Annotated in this window: 19 protein-coding genes; 17 read left to right on the top strand and 2 right to left on the bottom strand. The window is 47.5% G+C overall.

Translation table 11 applies throughout. The annotated features are described in order from the left end of the window. Positions 1-66 precede the first annotated feature (66 nt). The 7 genes from GUA98_RS22000 to GUA98_RS21970 all read left to right on the top strand — a co-directional run bounded on the left by GUA98_RS22000 (position 67) and on the right by GUA98_RS21970 (position 6,339). Positions 67-990: an ABC transporter ATP-binding protein gene (locus GUA98_RS22000; protein ID WP_193724377.1), complete on the top strand. Its 924-nt coding sequence runs from the start codon at positions 67-69 to the stop codon at positions 988-990. Further along, positions 983-1,681, top strand: coding sequence for an ABC transporter permease (locus GUA98_RS21995; protein ID WP_193724376.1), 699 nt, complete (start codon positions 983-985; stop codon positions 1,679-1,681). Before GUA98_RS22000 ends, GUA98_RS21995 begins: the two co-directional genes overlap by 8 nt. 105 nt (positions 1,682-1,786) lie before the next feature. Next, a complete protein-coding gene (thiD, locus tag GUA98_RS21990) occupies positions 1,787-2,599 on the top strand; it encodes a bifunctional hydroxymethylpyrimidine kinase/phosphomethylpyrimidine kinase (RefSeq protein WP_095292321.1) in 813 nt (270 codons plus the stop codon). A gap of 238 nt (positions 2,600-2,837) precedes the next feature. Next, complete coding sequence (locus GUA98_RS21985) at positions 2,838-3,518, top strand: response regulator transcription factor (RefSeq protein ID WP_095292323.1); 681 nt, start codon at positions 2,838-2,840, stop codon at positions 3,516-3,518. Further along, a complete protein-coding gene (locus GUA98_RS21980; protein WP_153980006.1) occupies positions 3,515-5,272 on the top strand; it encodes a sensor histidine kinase in 1,758 nt (585 codons plus the stop codon). Before GUA98_RS21985 ends, GUA98_RS21980 begins: the two co-directional genes overlap by 4 nt. Positions 5,273-5,293: 21 nt before the next feature. Next, complete coding sequence (pssA, locus tag GUA98_RS21975) at positions 5,294-5,839, top strand: CDP-diacylglycerol--serine O-phosphatidyltransferase (RefSeq protein ID WP_153980005.1); 546 nt, start codon at positions 5,294-5,296, stop codon at positions 5,837-5,839. 14 nt (positions 5,840-5,853) lie between these two features. Beyond that, positions 5,854-6,339 carry a DedA family protein gene (locus GUA98_RS21970; RefSeq protein WP_153980004.1) on the top strand — a complete coding sequence of 162 codons (486 nt, stop codon included), beginning with the start codon at positions 5,854-5,856 and terminating at the stop codon, positions 6,337-6,339. A 284-nt stretch (positions 6,340-6,623) separates the two neighbouring features. On the opposite strand, the gene GUA98_RS21965 is transcribed toward GUA98_RS21970, so the two are convergent. Beyond that, the gene (locus GUA98_RS21965; RefSeq protein WP_153980003.1) at positions 6,624-7,814 is read right to left on the bottom strand and encodes a cation:proton antiporter; all 1,191 of its coding nucleotides are present in this window, start codon (positions 7,812-7,814) and stop codon (positions 6,624-6,626) included. Positions 7,815-8,187: 373 nt separating this feature from the next. On the opposite strand from GUA98_RS21965, the gene GUA98_RS21960 reads away from it, so the two are divergent. The 5 genes from GUA98_RS21960 (at position 8,188) to GUA98_RS21940 (ending at position 11,430) form a co-directional block, all read left to right on the top strand. Further along, positions 8,188-8,772, top strand: a complete 585-nt coding sequence (locus GUA98_RS21960; RefSeq protein ID WP_176476205.1) for a DUF420 domain-containing protein — start codon at positions 8,188-8,190, stop codon at positions 8,770-8,772. A gap of 69 nt (positions 8,773-8,841) precedes the next feature. Beyond that, a complete protein-coding gene (gene gpmA / locus GUA98_RS21955; protein ID WP_153980002.1) occupies positions 8,842-9,585 on the top strand; it encodes a 2,3-diphosphoglycerate-dependent phosphoglycerate mutase in 744 nt (247 codons plus the stop codon). Between the two features lie 206 nt (positions 9,586-9,791). Next, on the top strand, positions 9,792-9,959 hold the full coding sequence (locus tag GUA98_RS21950) for a hypothetical protein (protein WP_153980001.1): 168 nt from the start codon (positions 9,792-9,794) through the stop codon (positions 9,957-9,959). A 150-nt stretch (positions 9,960-10,109) separates the two neighbouring features. Next, positions 10,110-11,018, top strand: a complete 909-nt coding sequence (locus GUA98_RS21945; RefSeq protein WP_193724375.1) for an aldo/keto reductase — start codon at positions 10,110-10,112, stop codon at positions 11,016-11,018. An 85-nt stretch (positions 11,019-11,103) separates the two neighbouring features. Continuing rightward, complete coding sequence (locus tag GUA98_RS21940; protein WP_095292336.1) at positions 11,104-11,430, top strand: thioredoxin family protein; 327 nt, start codon at positions 11,104-11,106, stop codon at positions 11,428-11,430. Between the two features lie 71 nt (positions 11,431-11,501). Here the strand turns inward: GUA98_RS21940 and GUA98_RS21935 are convergent, their stop codons facing one another. Next, positions 11,502-12,290 carry an undecaprenyl-diphosphate phosphatase gene (locus GUA98_RS21935; RefSeq protein WP_236146845.1) on the bottom strand — a complete coding sequence of 263 codons (789 nt, stop codon included), beginning with the start codon at positions 12,288-12,290 and terminating at the stop codon, positions 11,502-11,504. 241 nt (positions 12,291-12,531) lie between these two features. Here GUA98_RS21935 and GUA98_RS21930 point away from each other — a divergent pair, with 241 nt between their 5' ends. The 5 genes from GUA98_RS21930 (at position 12,532) to GUA98_RS21910 (ending at position 16,048) form a co-directional block, all read left to right on the top strand. Continuing rightward, positions 12,532-13,164, top strand: coding sequence for a TetR/AcrR family transcriptional regulator (locus GUA98_RS21930; RefSeq protein WP_193724374.1), 633 nt, complete (start codon positions 12,532-12,534; stop codon positions 13,162-13,164). 131 nt (positions 13,165-13,295) lie between these two features. Continuing rightward, positions 13,296-14,123 (top strand): transporter substrate-binding domain-containing protein, encoded by an 828-nt coding sequence (locus tag GUA98_RS21925; protein ID WP_153980854.1) that lies wholly within the window; start codon positions 13,296-13,298, stop codon positions 14,121-14,123. 30 nt (positions 14,124-14,153) lie between these two features. Beyond that, positions 14,154-14,798: an amino acid ABC transporter permease gene (locus GUA98_RS21920; protein ID WP_153979997.1), complete on the top strand. Its 645-nt coding sequence runs from the start codon at positions 14,154-14,156 to the stop codon at positions 14,796-14,798. A 16-nt stretch (positions 14,799-14,814) separates the two neighbouring features. After that, positions 14,815-15,561: an amino acid ABC transporter ATP-binding protein gene (locus GUA98_RS21915; protein ID WP_193724373.1), complete on the top strand. Its 747-nt coding sequence runs from the start codon at positions 14,815-14,817 to the stop codon at positions 15,559-15,561. Between the two features lie 64 nt (positions 15,562-15,625). Next, positions 15,626-16,048, top strand: coding sequence for an OsmC family protein (locus tag GUA98_RS21910; protein ID WP_076311998.1), 423 nt, complete (start codon positions 15,626-15,628; stop codon positions 16,046-16,048). Positions 16,049-16,120: the final 72 nt, after the last annotated feature.

Genomic DNA, 16,120 nt, shown 5'->3' with positions numbered 1-16,120 from the left:
GCAGACTTTTCTCTTTACAATACAGATATAAGAACCCGTCAGGGATCGTAAAGGAGAACAGAAGAGATGACATATATTGCACGCACCATCGGGGTGACCAAAACCTATGCAGGCACGGAGGTCGTATCCAACGTCAATATGAATATCAAGTACGGTGAAATATACGGATTTTTAGGGCCGAACGGCGCAGGGAAAACGACAATAATGAAAATGTTGACCAATCTAGTTAAGCCTACCGTAGGGGAGATTGAGATGTTTGGGGAGAAACTTACTCCTGACTCTTATGAAGTGCTTAAGCGCATAGGCAGCATCATTGAATATCCTTTTTTCTACGATAAACTGTCCGCCAGGGATAACTTGGAGCTTCACTGCGAATATATGGGGTTTCATAACAAGAAGGTTATCGGCGATATGATGGAAAGTGTAGGTCTGAAGGATACCGGCAAGAAACCGGTGCGGGACTTCTCTCTGGGGATGAAGCAACGGCTGGGTATTGCGCGTGCACTGATTACAACACCGGAGCTCCTCATTCTGGATGAACCCATCAACGGGCTCGATCCGGTTGGCATTAAAGAAATGCGTGATCTGTTCAAACGCCTCAGTACGGAATACAGAATTACTCTCTTGATCTCCAGTCATATCCTGGGCGAGATTGAGCAAATTGCCGATACGGTAGGGGTGATTCGTGGCGGTCGTCTGGTCGAGGAAGTGTCCATGGAGAGTATTCGAGGGACTCAGAGCGAGTATATCGAGCTGCAGGTGATGGATGGACGCAAGGCGACTTATGTTATTGAGCATCAGCTTGAGTTGAAAAATTATAAGTTGGTTGATGATCGTACAGTTCGCATCTATGACCCTGGTGTATCTCCTTCCCAATTAACAGGCAGTCTGGTTCAGCATGGTGTTGAGATTGAGTCGATTATCAAGCGGTCCCATTCGCTGGAGGAACACTTTCTTAACCTGGTGAAGGGGGATGGAGACGTTGCTTAAACTTATTTTTCTAGAAATGCGAAAACACCGGTTTGCCCGTAATTTCGGATACGCAGCGATCGCCAATGTGGGGATTCTGTTGTTTCTGATCATGATTGGTGTGGTGGACTGGGGAGCAGAAGATTATGCCTTTATCACATATCCTCTCTCCTTTATGCTAATTGATACATTTGCCCGGGCAACCTTTATTATTTTTGGAGGGGCATTGATCTCGAAGCTGATTATTAGTGAATATAGCAACAAAACGATGAATGTGATGTTCACCTATCCAATTAAACGTCACAAAATTATTGCTGCCAAGCTGATTATCGTATTTGCCTTTACCTTTTTCATGATTATGTTTACCAACTTGCTAATGGGAGCAATCCTGCTGACAACAGATCACTTTTATCCCTTTATCACGGATGAGCTGGCAGGTAATCAAGCACTTCAATTGCTAATCAAATATACAATTAGTTCACTGTCTGCTGCTGCGATGGCATTAATACCACTTTTGTTCGGCATGCGAAAGCACTCGGTTACGGCAACCATGGTGGCATCCATTTTACTGGTTCTCGTCGTGTGTTCCGGCGTGAATGGACCGAGCGTTTCCATCAATTCCATTATTGTGATTCCATTAACCCTTGGCGCCATCGGACTTTGGATTGCTTCACTATCCATGGTTCGGCTTGAGACAAAAGACGTGAACTGAAATGCGCGAAAAACCATGCTTCCTATGGCTTCAGATGCCATTGACATCCGCTCGTACAAGGGATAGGATAATGTCAACTGAAACATGAAGGAGAATGCGACTACCATGACGATTCCAAAAACATTGACAATAGCCGGCTCAGATACAAGCGGCGGCGCAGGAATTCAAGCTGATTTGAAAACATTCCAGGAGCTTGGTGTGTACGGTATGACCGTTCTGACGACGGTTGTGGCGATGGAGCCTGAAACATGGGACCACCAGGTTTTCCCTGTGGCTCTGGATGTAGTGGAAGCACAGCTCCGTACCGTTCTGGACGGAATTGGTTTTGATGCGATGAAGACGGGAATGCTGGGTTCCGTAGATATTATTGAACTGGTCGCGAAGCATGTTCGCCGCAGTGGTCTGCCACAGATCGTCATCGATCCGGTAATGGTTTGCAAAGGTACAGATGAGGTGCTGCAGCCTGAAAATACGGAAGCGATGATTGAATTTTTGCTGCCGGGTGCTGACCTGGTTACTCCAAACCTGTTTGAAGCTTCCCAACTGGCCAAGAGCGGACCGATCCGTTCCAAGGAACAGATGGAAGCCGCAGCTGCTGTAATTCACAACCATGGGGCGAAGCATGTCCTGATCAAGGACAGAGGCGTCATTACCCCAGGTAAAGCGATGGATCTTCTCTATGATGGCAAAAACTACGAATGGTATGAAGCCGATGTTGTTGGTTCCGGTTATACGCATGGGGCGGGTTGTACAACCTCTGCAGCGATTACCGCTGGTTTGGCGCGCGGTCTGTCTGTAAAAGAGGCTGTACGTGAAGGCAAAGCCTTCATTACTCAAGCGATTGCTGGCGGATTCCCGCTCAATCGTTTTGTTGGCCCGACGCTGCACGCGGCACACCGCTTGGAGCAGCAACGCTAATAGCGGATGCGGTAAGCGATACCGGGAAAGAGAACTTGGATTCAGCTGAAGGGTGGTTGTCAATGGGCGAAGGTGGCTCGTTGGCAACCGCCTTTTTGTGTGGATTGCTGCGAATTCGGTAACTTATATGGGGTATTAATCGTATATAACATGGAGTTCATTCCAGAACATGGATGGACACACGAACGACACATGGAATCGGTATGTTAACAGAAGAAAGATAAAAGGAGAGTCGGCCATGGTGAGAACAGTGCTTCTCGTGGAAGACGAAAGCCGCATTCGTGAAATTGTGGCCGATTATTTTATAAAAGAACAATGGAATGTAATCGAGGCGGAGCATGGAATTGAAGCACTCCAACTGCTGGATCTGCATGAAGTGGATCTGGTCATTCTCGATGTGCTGATGCCTGAAATGGATGGATGGACGCTCTGTGAGCATATTCGGTCTCAATCCACCGTACCTATTATAATGCTGACCGCAAGGTCTGAAGATGATGATAAGATCCACGGATTTAACCTTGGAGTCGATGACTATGTAACAAAGCCCTTCAGTCCTCGTGTGCTGGTTGCGCGTGCAGAGACATTAATGAAGCGAGTCGAAGGTGCAATCAGCAGGGAACAGGGTGTGATCCGGTTTGGTCACGCATTGCTTGATCCTTGGGCAAGACGACTGGAGATGAATGGAATGGAGGTAGAGCTTGCACCAAAAGAGTATGAGCTGCTGCTCTACCTGGCACGCAATCAGGGAATCGTTCTATCCCGGGATGCAATCCTTAATCGGGTCTGGGGATATGACTTTGATGGTGATTCCCGCGTTGTGGATACGCACATCAAGAAGCTGCGAAGCAAGCTAGGGGATGAAGCCAAGTGTATCCGGACAGTTATTGGTACGGGATATCGATTCGAGGCTGAGGCATGAGACGTAATGGCGTAACGATGAAGCTATTTCTGGTTATGGCTGGTTTTCTGCTCCTCTTATATGGAACATCAGTGACTGCACAGTTGGTCTGGTTCCCGGACTTTTACCAGCATCAGAAGATCAGCAGCATGAAGAAAAAACTGGCGAAATTTGAACAGCAGTATTCCAGAGGGCATTGGGATAGTATACAACTGGCCAAGGAAACCGGGAAGTTCATGCGTCAGAATCAGTCGCATCTGGTGATTTTGACAAGTACGGGCAAACTGGTCAACGATCCGTTTCACATTACTCTGCTCCGCGAGGATGGCAGTCAGGTGAAGGTCTCCCTCTCCTTGTTCATCAATAGTGAGAACGCGGGCTGGATTGCCACTCATCTGAAATATGGCCAGGAATTGACCGTCACAGGTCCGGCCAGCGGGTTGAACGAACCGATGGTCTATCCGCTCAAAATCCAGGACAACAACTCTGCCGCGCGAGGTACGGAGGACTTTCAGGAGCTCTCTGAGCCGGTTCAGGAATGGTCTGGTGTATTGACCGAAGTGGTGCTTCCCAATCTGGGAACATGGAGTCAGAGACAGGGATTACTTGTGCAGGCACTGGACAGCCGCTTCCCTCTCTCAACGGAAGACCAGCTCAGTTTGGCGAATGGCAAGATGCTTAATGAAGAATGGACGGATAGCTGGAGTGGGGTTCGGAATGTGATTACCATTGCTCCGGTCCACAAAAACGGGCCGCAGCAGCAGCTTATTTTTTCCCTGACTTCTCTGCAGGAGATGAGGGAGGCAAATGAAGCAACACGTTTGTTTTATGCATATTTTGGTATGGGTGCTTTTGTGCTGATTCTGTTGCTTTCTCTGTTATTATCCAGAATTGTCACAAAACCCTTACTGGCCTTGAACCATGTGGCCAAAAAGATGTCGACGCTTGATTTCTCCGTGAAATCACCAATCAAACGCAATGATGAAATTGGCAGTTTGTCCGACAGCCTGAACGCTCTGTCCACCACATTGGGGCAAACGCTGGAGGAGCTCAGACAGGCGAATCGTCAGATGCGGACCGATATGGAGATGAAGCAGCGGATCGAACAGCGGCAGCGTGAATTTTTTGCCGATGCATCGCATGAACTCAAAACGCCTATCAGTATCATCAAGGGATATTCCGAAGGGCTGAAGGATGGAGTCAGCGAGAACAAGCGGGAGCGTTACATTGAGATCATTGCGGATGAAGCGGTCAAAATGGAAACGATGGTTGAGGAAATGCTGGATCTCGTTCGGTTGGAATCCCAGGCGATCAAGCTGAATATTGGTGCAGTTGTCCTTGGAGACATGATCGAGGAGATTGCCGGGCGTCTCGGCCCACAGCTGAAGGAAAAAGGGCTCGAAATCGTGCTTGTCTCCACTACAGAGCAGACCGTCGAAGGAGATCGAAGCAAGCTGGAGCAAGTGATCTATAACATGATGATGAATGCTATACGTCATGCGCTGCCGCAGACCGATATAATGATAGAGATCAGCAGACTGGAAGGGCAGGTAAGAATCTCCATCGAGAATAAAGGCGAAGGGATCTCGGAAGCTGAACGCCAGTATATCTGGGAGAGATTTTATCGGGTAGAACGATCACGGAATCGCAAAATGGGGGGAACAGGCCTGGGCCTGGCCATCGCGAAGCAGATTCTTGATCTGCATGGATGCAGTTATGGAGTGGAGAACACGCCGGACGGAGTCCGCTTTTATATTATTTTTCCTAATGCTTAGTACGAAAGGGAGTCAAGTCTTATGAAATCTTTACCGTCCATTTTAACATTGGGCAATTTAACTTCTGGCATGCTCGCCGTCATTATGGCTATTCATGGCGAGTTTGCACTGGCCGTGACAATGATTTGGGTGGCCATGTTCTTTGATCTGTTTGACGGCTATGCCGCACGAAAATTGCATTGTGAAGGGGAGTTCGGCAAGGCGCTGGATTCCCTGGCTGATGTCATTTCCTTCGGAACAGCCCCGGTGCTGATTCTGTATCTGAATTCCATGAACGAAGTAAGTGTGCTTGGCATGGCATTAACGGCATTGTTCCCGGTATGCGGCGCCTTGCGTCTCGCTCGTTACAACTGTCAGAAGACAGCAAGTGTAGGTTTCGTCGGAATGCCGATTACGTTTGCGGGCGGACTAATGTCCTTTTTCGCGCTCTGGAGTCCTTATTTCACCCACGGTGTAGCCTATCTTGTTATCGTTGTATTATCCGGTCTAATGGTCAGCCAAATTCGATTCCCATCTCTGAAACAGGTGTTGGCGCCTCATGAGAAGGACATCGTGGAACCGAAATAAGGAGCGAGTCAGTCATGGAAATTGCTAAGGAGTTTATTGGTCAATATGGATATTTTGCAATCTATGGATTGCTTGCTCTTGGTGTCTTCGGTATGCCCATTCCAGATGAGGTGATGATGACCTTTGTGGGTTATCTCGCCTCGATCTCGGTCCTTAATTATTCCGTCTCGATCATTGTCAGCTTTGGCGGTGCATTTACCGGCGGACTGCTCAGCTACGCGATTGGCAAGAAGGCGGGAAGACCCCTCGTCGTAAAGTATGGCAAGTGGATAGGGGTGAACCCCAAACGGCTGGGGAGGGTGGAGGGCTGGTTTCTGAAGTATGGGTACTGGTCCATTATCCTCGGCTACTTTATTCCTGGCATTCGTCATCTGATGTGCTGCTTCTCCGGCATCAGCCGCATGGCCATCGGAAAATATGTAGTGATCTCCGGGATCGGGGCATTCATATGGTGCGTCGTATTTATAACGATCGGTTTCTACGTTGGTGTGTTAACTTAAAATGGGACAACCTGTTCGGGTTGAGGATAAAGACCTCTTGTATATGGAGCGGTCTTTTTTTGTTTTTCTAGAAGCTTGAAAGGAATACAAAAAGCCGCTCTGAACATTTACCCCTTTTTGGATCAAAAGGAGAAAATGTATCAAAGCGGCGTGTGCTTCACGGCCTAATTTTCTTTATTGAGGACAAGTATAACGTTAGAAGCCGGACTATTTCAATATTCAATATTGTAAAAGATAGTCATTCCGAAGCTCTACTGTGGAACATACTGCATTCGTTAAAGGGACTATCCATTTAAATGAGCGTCCTCAATCCCTTGTTCAACACGTGTCTCCCCTTTTTTGCGAGCAAAGGTTATTTTGAGCAGCGGCGGGGTAACAAGTGTAGTTATGATAACCATGATGACCACGCTGGTAAAATACTCGGGGTCGAGCAAGCCGGAAGTGAGTCCGGTTGAAGCAATAATTAGTGCAACCTCACCTCTGGATATCATTCCCGCACCGATGGCCATGGATGATGAGCGATCAAAGCCTGTAAGCCGTGCACCAGCTCCCCCACCAATCCATTTGGTTATAATGGCAATCAGACTAATGACTACGATGAGCAGGATCTGTGAACCAACCCCGTCAAAGGTAACATTTAGTCCGATGCTTACGAAGAACACAGGCACGAAAATGCTGTATGCGATGGGCTCCAGTTTCGTCTCGACTTCATGTTTGAAGTTGGTTTGAGAGATCGCAATCCCGGCGGCAAAGGCACCGATGATTCCTGCCACGCCCATCCATTCGGCGAAATAGGAGAAGGCAAAGCAGATGATCAGTCCAGCAGTAATGACGGTTTCTGTTACCCGTAAAGGGGCCATCCATTTCATAATCCGTGGAACAAGCCACCAGCCGGCAAAGGCGATGATAACGAAGAAGAGCGCCTTCTTACCGATAAGCAGGCCGATCGAGACATCACCTGCGCCAGCTCCAAGCAAGCTCATCATTACGGCCAGCAGAACAACGACCAGCACGTCGTCCACAACGGCTGCACCCAAGATGGTCGTACCCTCACGTGAACTGAGTTGATTCATATCTTTTAATGTTTGTACGGAGATACTGACAGATGTTGCACAGAACAGAAGTCCGAAGAACAGCGCATGTGCCTGCGTCATGCCAAAGGCAATAGCCGATCCATATCCGCCGATAAAAGGCAAGATCACGCCCCCAACCGCTACGGCGAAGGCCGACTTCCAATTTTTCTTCAATTGCTCCAAATCCGTTTCCAAGCCCGCAATAAACATCAGTAACAGTACACCAATTTCAGACATGTGATGGATGAAATCCGTAGGCTGAACCCAACCTAACAGCGCAGGTCCAAGAATTACGCCTACGATCAGTTTACCCAGTACAGAAGGCTGTCCTAATCTAACGGATAGGTCTCCGGCTATTTTGGTGAAAATCAGAATGATGGCAAGAACCAAAACAAATTCCATAGTGTGCTCCTCTCTTGTTCGCGTTTATAAGGTTACCTGTCCAAAGGTGTTTCATTCCAAGTCCAGCATACAAAAAAGGCATGCAGATAGGGCTTGGAAACTGCCTCTGCATGCCTAAAAAAGACAAAGAGGGGCCCTTGGTGACAGGCTCCTCCAGTTTTGAACGCGTATGTGATTAATTGCATTAATTATACCATAAACTCTGTTTTGGGTAAACCAGAGACTGCCTATATTCGGATGAAAACAAACTGTTAAGGGCATTTTATATGGGCAGGGGACGCTTTTTGTTCAGAGTGTTGTCACTTAACAGGGGGCAGGCCGCGAGATATAATGACATAGAACATAGAAGTTAGCATATGAGGAGGATTTTGCTTTGGGCAAACATAACAAAGGGGATTCGAATATTCAATCCAATTCGGCCGCCCCGACAAGTAATAAAAATTTTGCAGGTATCATTATTACCATTTCTATTCTTGCCAATGTCATTATTTTATTGTTGTTCTTCGCACCTTCGATCGGATACAAAGGGGATGTCGCCTTTGATATCACGGTGCTGCCGCGGTTCAATGCGGTGTTTAACAGTTTCACTTTCATTTTCCTGCTTGCCGCGCTGATTGCTATTATCAAAAAGAACGTAAAGCTCCATAAACGGTTTATTCTTGCTGCGTTCTCAACAACATTGCTGTTTCTTGTCACGTATTTGTCGTTCCACTATCTCTCTCCGGAAACGTCCAAATACGGCGGGGAGGGCATTGTTCGCTCCATCTATTTCTTTATTTTGATTACTCACAGTGTTCTTGCAGCCATTATTGTGCCGCTGGCTTTGTTCACTCTCGTGTGGGGCTGGACAAACCAATTGAAGAAACACCGCAAAATTGCTCGCTGGACGATGCCGATCTGGCTGTATGTTAGTTCCACAGGGGTAGTCGTTTACCTGATGATGGCTCCATACTATTAATGTAGTTCATTTTCTGAGGCATATCTCGCCGCACATGCGGGTAATGATTTCGAGGAAGGAGGTACGGCAATGTACAGAGTGGTATTAATTCGTCATGGACAGAGTATGTGGAATGTAGAGAACCGATTTACAGGCTGGACTGATGTAGACCTGACTAAGGACGGATATGGTGAAGCCCGCAAAGCTGGCAAAATCTTAAAGGAACAGGGTTTTGATTTTGACTATGCTTATGCTTCAGTACTTAAACGTTCCATCCGAACGCTGGACATTGCGCTTGATGAGATGGACCGGTTGTGGATTCCGATCACCAAGACATGGAAGCTTAATGAACGTCATTACGGTGCTCTGCAGGGTTTGAATAAGCAGCAGACCGCCGTCAAATACGGAGAAGACCAGGTTATGGAGTGGAGACGTTCAGTTAGCGTATCTCCGCCACCGCTGGATGAGACGGATGATCGTTATGTGCAGGATGTGGACAAGTATAAGCGTCTGGGTTGTACCATCCCCCGTACCGAGAACTTGATGGATACGTCCAAGCGGGTGCTGGAGTACTGGAACAGCGAGATCAAACCCATGGTGTCAGCCGGGAAAAGGGTACTGATCTCTGCGCACGGGAATACACTTCGTTCACTTGTTATGCATTTGGATGAGATGTCGGAAGCCGATGTTATGGCTCTCAACATCCCCACAGGCATTCCGCTTGTTTACGAGCTGGATGAAAATCTGCATCCTATCGGACACTTCTACCTGACTGCGGATGGTTCGACGTACAAGCATGAAGAAATGACCCATGTTGCACCGCCGTCGGATTGATCTCAAGTCAAAGAGCTAATCAAGGTGACTCCTAATTTTAGGGGTCATTTTTTGATGATATCAATTAGGGTGCTCGCATTCAGGAGAGTTCTCTGCATCGTATCCAGGAGATATGGCTAGCGTGACATAGCCGTTTCGTTTTCCTCACAGAGGGTAAATTTCAAGCAAGACACGATGTACATCAATCCCTTAAGGAGGAGAAACACATGTCTAAAAAAAGCGGAATTATAATGACGGCCATTGGTGCAGGCGTAACTTATCTGATGAGGAACAAGCAGGCTAGAGATAAACTGTTCTCAACGGTTTCCGGCATGATGAAAGGCTCAAATTCTTCAAATGGAAGCAAAAAAGTACAGCGAGTAGACATCAATTAGACTCACGTTGTGGATACATTAGCGAGGCCCGGAGCCCTTTAAGTTCCGGGCTTTTCTGTGTTTATTCCCATGGCAACCTTGGATGCGATTTTTACAAGGAAGAATGATACAATGGATACTTGCAGAACGTATGAAAGGGGATGTACACACATGAAGAAAAACCGTCTGGGCTCATCTGAACTGTACGTTGGAGAAATAGGACTGGGCTGTATGTCGCTCGGAACCGAAGTAGAGCCCGCCATTAATTTGATTCATGAGGCACTGGATCGCGGCGTCAATCTGCTGGATACAGCTGACCTGTATGATGCAGGACGTAATGAGGAAATTGTGGGGAAAGCAATCCAGGGACGCCGTGATCAGGTAATCCTGGCAACGAAGGTCGGCAACCGCCGATTGCCAGGGAAAGAGGGCTGGTCATGGGATCCGTCCAAAGCGTATATCAAGCAAGCTGTCCATGACAGCCTCAGACGACTCCAAACGGATTATATCGACCTGTATCAGCTGCATGGCGGTACATTGGAGGATCCAATTGAAGAGACGATTGAAGCCTTCGAGGAGCTGAAGCAGGAAGGGCTGATTCGGTATTATGGCATATCGTCCATTCGCCCGAATGTAATTCGGGAGTATGTAAGAAGATCATCCATTGCCAGTGTTATGAATCAATACAGCGTCGTGGATCGCCGGGCTGAGGAGGAAGTGCTGCCTTTGCTTGAACAAAAGGGGATTAGCGTCATTGCCCGCGGACCTGTTGCCAGCGGTGTACTCGCAGATTCCGGTGCTTCCAAGGTAGAGAAGGGTTATCTGGATTATACGCCGGATCAGCTGCTTGCCATTCGTGAAGGCTTGAGCCGCCTCGTTACGGACAAGCGAAGCATGGCGCAAACTGCGATTCGATACGCCTTGTCCCATCCTGCTGTAGCTGCCGTTGTTCCTGGAGCAAGCTCCCGAACACAGCTGCTGCATAATATTGAGGCTGCATCATCTGCACCTCTTACGGCTGCGGAAATTCAAGAAATAAGGGAGCAATATCCGGCCAATCAGTACAAGCAGCACCGATAAACATCCGGTCTGCCTATTGCAATTGTAACTATTAGAGGTACAATAGAGGTCAACCATTAAGATTAGTACAAGGGAGAGAAGACATATGGAAAGAATTCAAAGTGAACAGCAATACCGTGATACCATTAATTCAGACGGGCTGACCGTCATCAAATTCGATACAAACTGGTGCCCGGACTGCAAAAACCTTGACCGTTTTATTGGCGCAGTCATCGATCAGCACTCGGACAAAACCTTCTATGCAATGGATGCGGAGGAATTCCAACCGCTTGCTGAGGAAAATGCGGTACGCGGCATTCCAAGTTTGCTCGTGTTCCAGAACGGCAAGAAAATTGCCCACCTGCATAGCAAATGGGCAAAAACGCCTACACAAATCTCCGAGTACCTGGAGACGCTGGAATCCAAAGTATAAGGATATGAAGAAGGCGACACCGGTTCCGGTAGGAACGCGTGTCGCCTTTTTAGATTTGTTTTTTACTTGAACTACATCATCAAAATGAAAAAGAATACAGCTGCCAGCACAAAGCGATAAATCGCAAAGACAGTCAGGCTGAGCTTTTTCAAAATGGACAAGAATGTCTTAATGGCAAGCATAGCTACGATAAATGCAGCGATAAATCCAATCGCAAAGATAGGGAAGTCGCTACCGTTCAGATGATCGATGCTTTTGTAGAGGTCGTATCCTGTGGCTCCAATCATGATAGGAACGGATACCAGGAAGGTAAATTCAGCAGCAGCAACGCGGCTTACCCCTGCGAACAATCCTCCAGAGATCGTTGAACCGGAACGTGAGAAACCGGGCCACAATGCCAAAATCTGAAAAAGTCCCACGACAAATGCTTGTGTATACGTAATATCGTCCACATCATGTGTTGTGATTCGGTGACTGCGGCGGCTCCAGCGCTCAGCTACAATCATCAAGATCCCGCCAATGACCAAACTGTACAATACGGTCTCTGGCCCAAATAGATGTGCCTTGATCCAGTCGCGGAAAACAAGTCCAATGACTACAGCCGGTACCATCGCCAAAAAGATATGTACAAGGTTCAGACGTTGGGAGTAGCTCCTTTTGCCTCCGGTGAAGCGGAACATATCAATGAATTTGTTCCAGTAGAGCACAACGACAGCAAGTACAGCACCGAGTTGAACAACCACTTCAAACGTTTTGACTGACTCGTTGTCCTCCGATAATCCCAGCAAGTGGGCGGTCAGAATCATGTGTCCGGTTGAGGACACGGGCAAAAACTCAGTCAAACCTTCGATGATGCCCATAATAATGGATGATAAAATGTCCAATGCTCTTCCTCCTTGAAATGCAGATGCAGAAGGTGGTCTGCTCTGCTTGACTGACAATGCTTGTTCAGCAGAACAAGGCTATCATCTATTATGATCAGAAACGTGTCCAACTTCAACTTATGCATTGAATTGATTGTTTAAAACCATATTGACAAAAACCTAGTTATCCCATAGGATATAGTTAACTGACTGACTGATCAATCGGGAGGGTATTGAAATGTCCAAAGTAAATGACAAGGAACCCGGAGAAGAACGCCGGGATCAGATTATACGTATTGCGATGCAGCGATTTGCGACTCATGGGTATCACCAGACCAAGATATCGGATATTGTTCGTGAAGCTGGTGTGGCTCAAGGGACGTTTTATTGGCATTTCAAGAGTAAGGAAGCCATCGCTGAAGAGATTGTGTTAACAGGCAGAGAGAAGCTGCTTGAAGCTATCGGTCAGGGTTATCGCAAGGATGCAGGATCAGTTGAGGATATGGTTAAGGCGTCAGAGCGATTGTTCGTCCGCTTGTTCTCTTTTGCCGCAGACAACCGTTACTTTATGGAGCTGCTGCTGAAAGGTATCGTGACCGAAGAATCGGTACGTCGTCTGGTCGAGGAGACACGTGGTGCTGTGGAGTCAGCGTTCCGCCATAACATGGAACGTGCCATTGAACTTGGCATGCTGCCACCTTCAATGGATGTTCCTGTACGAGCTGCTCTACTGGTGAGCATGATCGAAGGCATGATCTCCCGCTGGCTGTTTGGCTCTGCGGAGCTGCATGAGGGCATATCGGCCAAGACAGCTGAATCTCTCGCTGCGGAAGCATCCAGCTTTGAATTTTACGGTTTGCTGGGCATGTAATGCTGTGCCTGTACCGAGGGCTTTTTTACATGATTGAGACAGAAGCAGGGAATAATGGATACAACTATTAACCACATGAATGAGAGGAAGTTAACATGATGAATAAAGGAACACCAAGTAACGGCAAAAAGATGCGCAAAAGTTGGATGCTGACGGCAATTCTGCTTATGGTTGTACTGGTTGTAAGTGCATGCGGAAGCAAAACAACCGACAATGGCAGCAGTAATGGAGCACAAGCAAGTAATGAACTGGAACAGATCAAGTCAGCGGGAACCATGAAAGTAGGTATGATGGGTACATACCGTCCATATAACTTCCTGAATGATAATAAGGAGATGGATGGTTTTGATGCAGATATCGCACGTGAGGTTGCCAAGCGCCTCGGGGTTGAAGTTGAATTTGTCTCCCAGGAATTCTCTGGCCTAACACCAAGCCTGCAATCGAAAAAGATTGATGCCATTATCAGCCAGATGACGATCACCGACGAACGGAAACAGGCGCTCGATTTCAGTGAAGGCTATATTACAAACCAAGTCAAAATCATTGTGAAAGACGATAATAGCGATATTACCAAACTCGAAGATTTCAAAGGGAAAACGATTGGCGTAGGTCTGGGTACAAATGATGAAACTTATCTGCGTAATGAAGTGCTGCCGAAAGTGGGAGACTTCACCATTAAGACGTATGACGATGTCATCACATCGCTTAAAGATCTAGATGCAGGACGCATTGATGCAACAATCAACAACCTCTACGCGCTTAAACCCATTATTGATTCCAACGGATTCAAGATTAAGGCTGTAGGTGAACCGATTAAGAGTGACCAAGCCGGCATCGCTGTTCGGAAAAATAATCCGGAACTTGTTGCAGCGCTGAACGAAGCTCTTCAAGGCATGAAGGATGATGGCACGTACAATACCATTTTCAAAAAATGGTTTGGTGAAGAGCCTGCGCAATAATGACCGGCAAGGCGAAGGGAAGTTTGATCCATGGAACTGGTATTTGAGAATATCCCCTTCTTTTTGAAGGGGGCTTATTACACGCTTTATGTGACCATAATTTCAATGTTTTTTGCATTTTTGATCGGTGTGATTGTAGCTGTTGTCCGACTGAAAGGGCCACTATGGCTTCGGATGATCGCACGATTCTACGTATCCATCATGCGGGGAACCCCGCTGTTGGTGCAATTATTTGTTATCTATTACGGATTGGTCGATTATGGTGTAACCTTGGGATCACTCACAGCAGCATGTTTGGGACTTAGTTTGAATGCAGGAGCGTTCCTGTCTGAGACATTCCGAGGCGCCATACAAGCTGTGCCCAAGGGACAGACAGAAGCGGCTTATGCAACGGGAATGACCCCCTTTCAGACGATGAAACGAATCATATTCCCCCAGGCAGTTCGCATTGCCATTCCACCGATGGGGAATACCTTTATTGGTATGCTGAAGGAAACATCACTTGTGGCAACCATCGGTGTAACAGAGCTTCTGCGCTCAGCACAGCTGTTGGTATCGCAATATGCTTTAAACATGCCGTTTTATCTCGCTATCGGTGTTATGTACTGGATTATGAGTATCGGCTTCTCGGCCATTCTGGAACAAGTGGAGCGCCGGTTGGCCCGGGCTTACTGATGGAGGGAGAGAACCGATGATTACAACTACTGGACTGAAGAAACATTTTGGGAAACATGAAGTACTTACGAATATTGATCTGCACGTGAATGAAAAAGATATCGTAGTCCTGCTAGGACCAAGTGGTTCCGGCAAAAGCACGCTGCTTCGCTGTCTGAATGGACTAGAAGAACTGTCCGGCGGAAAGATTGAAGTTAATGGCATTATCGTGGACAGCAATGATCCGCTGCGAGTTCAGCGCTCACGGGTGCTTGAGATCCGCCGTCAGACTGGCATGGTGTTTCAGCAATTCAACCTTTATCCGCATAAAACAGTACTGGGAAATGTGATGGAAGGCCTCGTGACAGTAAAGAAAATCAAGCGTGACGAAGCGGCCGAACGCGGCCGCATTCTGCTGGATCGTGTAGGACTGTCGGACAAGCAGGATGCTTATCCATCCCGCCTGTCAGGTGGACAACAGCAGCGGGTTGCGATTGCTCGTGCACTTGCCATGGAACCGAAAGTGATGCTGTTCGATGAGCCGACTTCAGCCCTTGACCCTGAACTTGTAGGCGAGGTTCTGTCGGTCATGAAGGAGCTGGCACAGGAAGGTATGACGATGCTGGTGGTCACGCATGAATTGAAGTTTGCCCGGAATGTGGCGAGTAAGATCGTATTTATGGCCGACGGTTCGATCGTGGAAGAAGCCAGTCCACAGGCATTTTTCCAACATCCGGAACAGGAACGAACACGAAGATTTTTGCAGCAAATTACTGAATTCTGAGAATGCCGTACCTAGAACGGATATCTGCAGAACGTAAACCATTTTAAGAAAGAAGGATAACATCATGAATGTAACAACCGTATGGAAAGGCAAACGCGCGTTTACTTCCGAAGGACCCTCTGGCTATGCTGTAGGCATGGATGCCACGGCTGCTTATGGTGGTGACAGCAAGGGTGCTACACCGATGGAACTGTTGCTTGCAGGTCTTGGAGGATGCATGGGAATCGATATTACGATGATTCTGGATGCCTTCCTGGACAAAATCACCGGAATTGAGATTGAAGCTCAGGGTACGCGCAGTGAAGGGATGCCCAAAGGTTTTACGTCCATTGACCTCATCTTCAAAGTCGATGGAGATATCCCGGATTATCGTATCTGGAAAGCCATCCAAATGGCTGAAGAAAAATACTGCGCTGTATCGGCTTCATTGAGCGCGGATATTCATCCTAAACTGATTCTGAATGGGGTAGAGACACCTCGTCCTTAATTGATCAATAGCTTAAGCAAAAGGGTCTTGCGTTCAACTCGCCATCTGTTTGCGATGCAGCATATCAGCAAG

Origin of the sequence: Paenibacillus sp. P13VS, from assembly GCF_015143645.1 — a bacterium.
GTDB classification, from domain to species: Bacteria; Bacillota; Bacilli; order Paenibacillales; family Paenibacillaceae; genus Paenibacillus; species Paenibacillus xylanilyticus_A.
The sequence above is the reverse complement of the archived record's forward strand: the minus strand, read 5'-3'. Positions and strand labels throughout refer to the sequence as shown.

Coding starts and splice junctions, on each gene's coding strand:
- GUA98_RS22000 (WP_193724377.1), top strand. CDS start 67: ATGACATATATTGCACGCACCATCGGGGTGACCAAAACCTATGCAGGC.
- thiD (WP_095292321.1), top strand. CDS start 1,787: ATGACGATTCCAAAAACATTGACAATAGCCGGCTCAGATACAAGCGGC.
- GUA98_RS21985 (WP_095292323.1), top strand. CDS start 2,838: ATGGTGAGAACAGTGCTTCTCGTGGAAGACGAAAGCCGCATTCGTGAA.
- GUA98_RS21980 (WP_153980006.1), top strand. CDS start 3,515: ATGAGACGTAATGGCGTAACGATGAAGCTATTTCTGGTTATGGCTGGT.
- pssA (WP_153980005.1), top strand. CDS start 5,294: ATGAAATCTTTACCGTCCATTTTAACATTGGGCAATTTAACTTCTGGC.
- GUA98_RS21970 (WP_153980004.1), top strand. CDS start 5,854: ATGGAAATTGCTAAGGAGTTTATTGGTCAATATGGATATTTTGCAATC.
- GUA98_RS21965 (WP_153980003.1), bottom strand. CDS start 7,814: ATGGAATTTGTTTTGGTTCTTGCCATCATTCTGATTTTCACCAAAATA.
- gpmA (WP_153980002.1), top strand. CDS start 8,842: ATGTACAGAGTGGTATTAATTCGTCATGGACAGAGTATGTGGAATGTA.
- GUA98_RS21950 (WP_153980001.1), top strand. CDS start 9,792: ATGTCTAAAAAAAGCGGAATTATAATGACGGCCATTGGTGCAGGCGTA.
- GUA98_RS21945 (WP_193724375.1), top strand. CDS start 10,110: ATGAAGAAAAACCGTCTGGGCTCATCTGAACTGTACGTTGGAGAAATA.
- GUA98_RS21940 (WP_095292336.1), top strand. CDS start 11,104: ATGGAAAGAATTCAAAGTGAACAGCAATACCGTGATACCATTAATTCA.
- GUA98_RS21935 (WP_236146845.1), bottom strand. CDS start 12,290: ATGGGCATCATCGAAGGTTTGACTGAGTTTTTGCCCGTGTCCTCAACC.
- GUA98_RS21930 (WP_193724374.1), top strand. CDS start 12,532: ATGTCCAAAGTAAATGACAAGGAACCCGGAGAAGAACGCCGGGATCAG.
- GUA98_RS21925 (WP_153980854.1), top strand. CDS start 13,296: ATGCGCAAAAGTTGGATGCTGACGGCAATTCTGCTTATGGTTGTACTG.
- GUA98_RS21920 (WP_153979997.1), top strand. CDS start 14,154: ATGGAACTGGTATTTGAGAATATCCCCTTCTTTTTGAAGGGGGCTTAT.
- GUA98_RS21915 (WP_193724373.1), top strand. CDS start 14,815: ATGATTACAACTACTGGACTGAAGAAACATTTTGGGAAACATGAAGTA.
- GUA98_RS21910 (WP_076311998.1), top strand. CDS start 15,626: ATGAATGTAACAACCGTATGGAAAGGCAAACGCGCGTTTACTTCCGAA.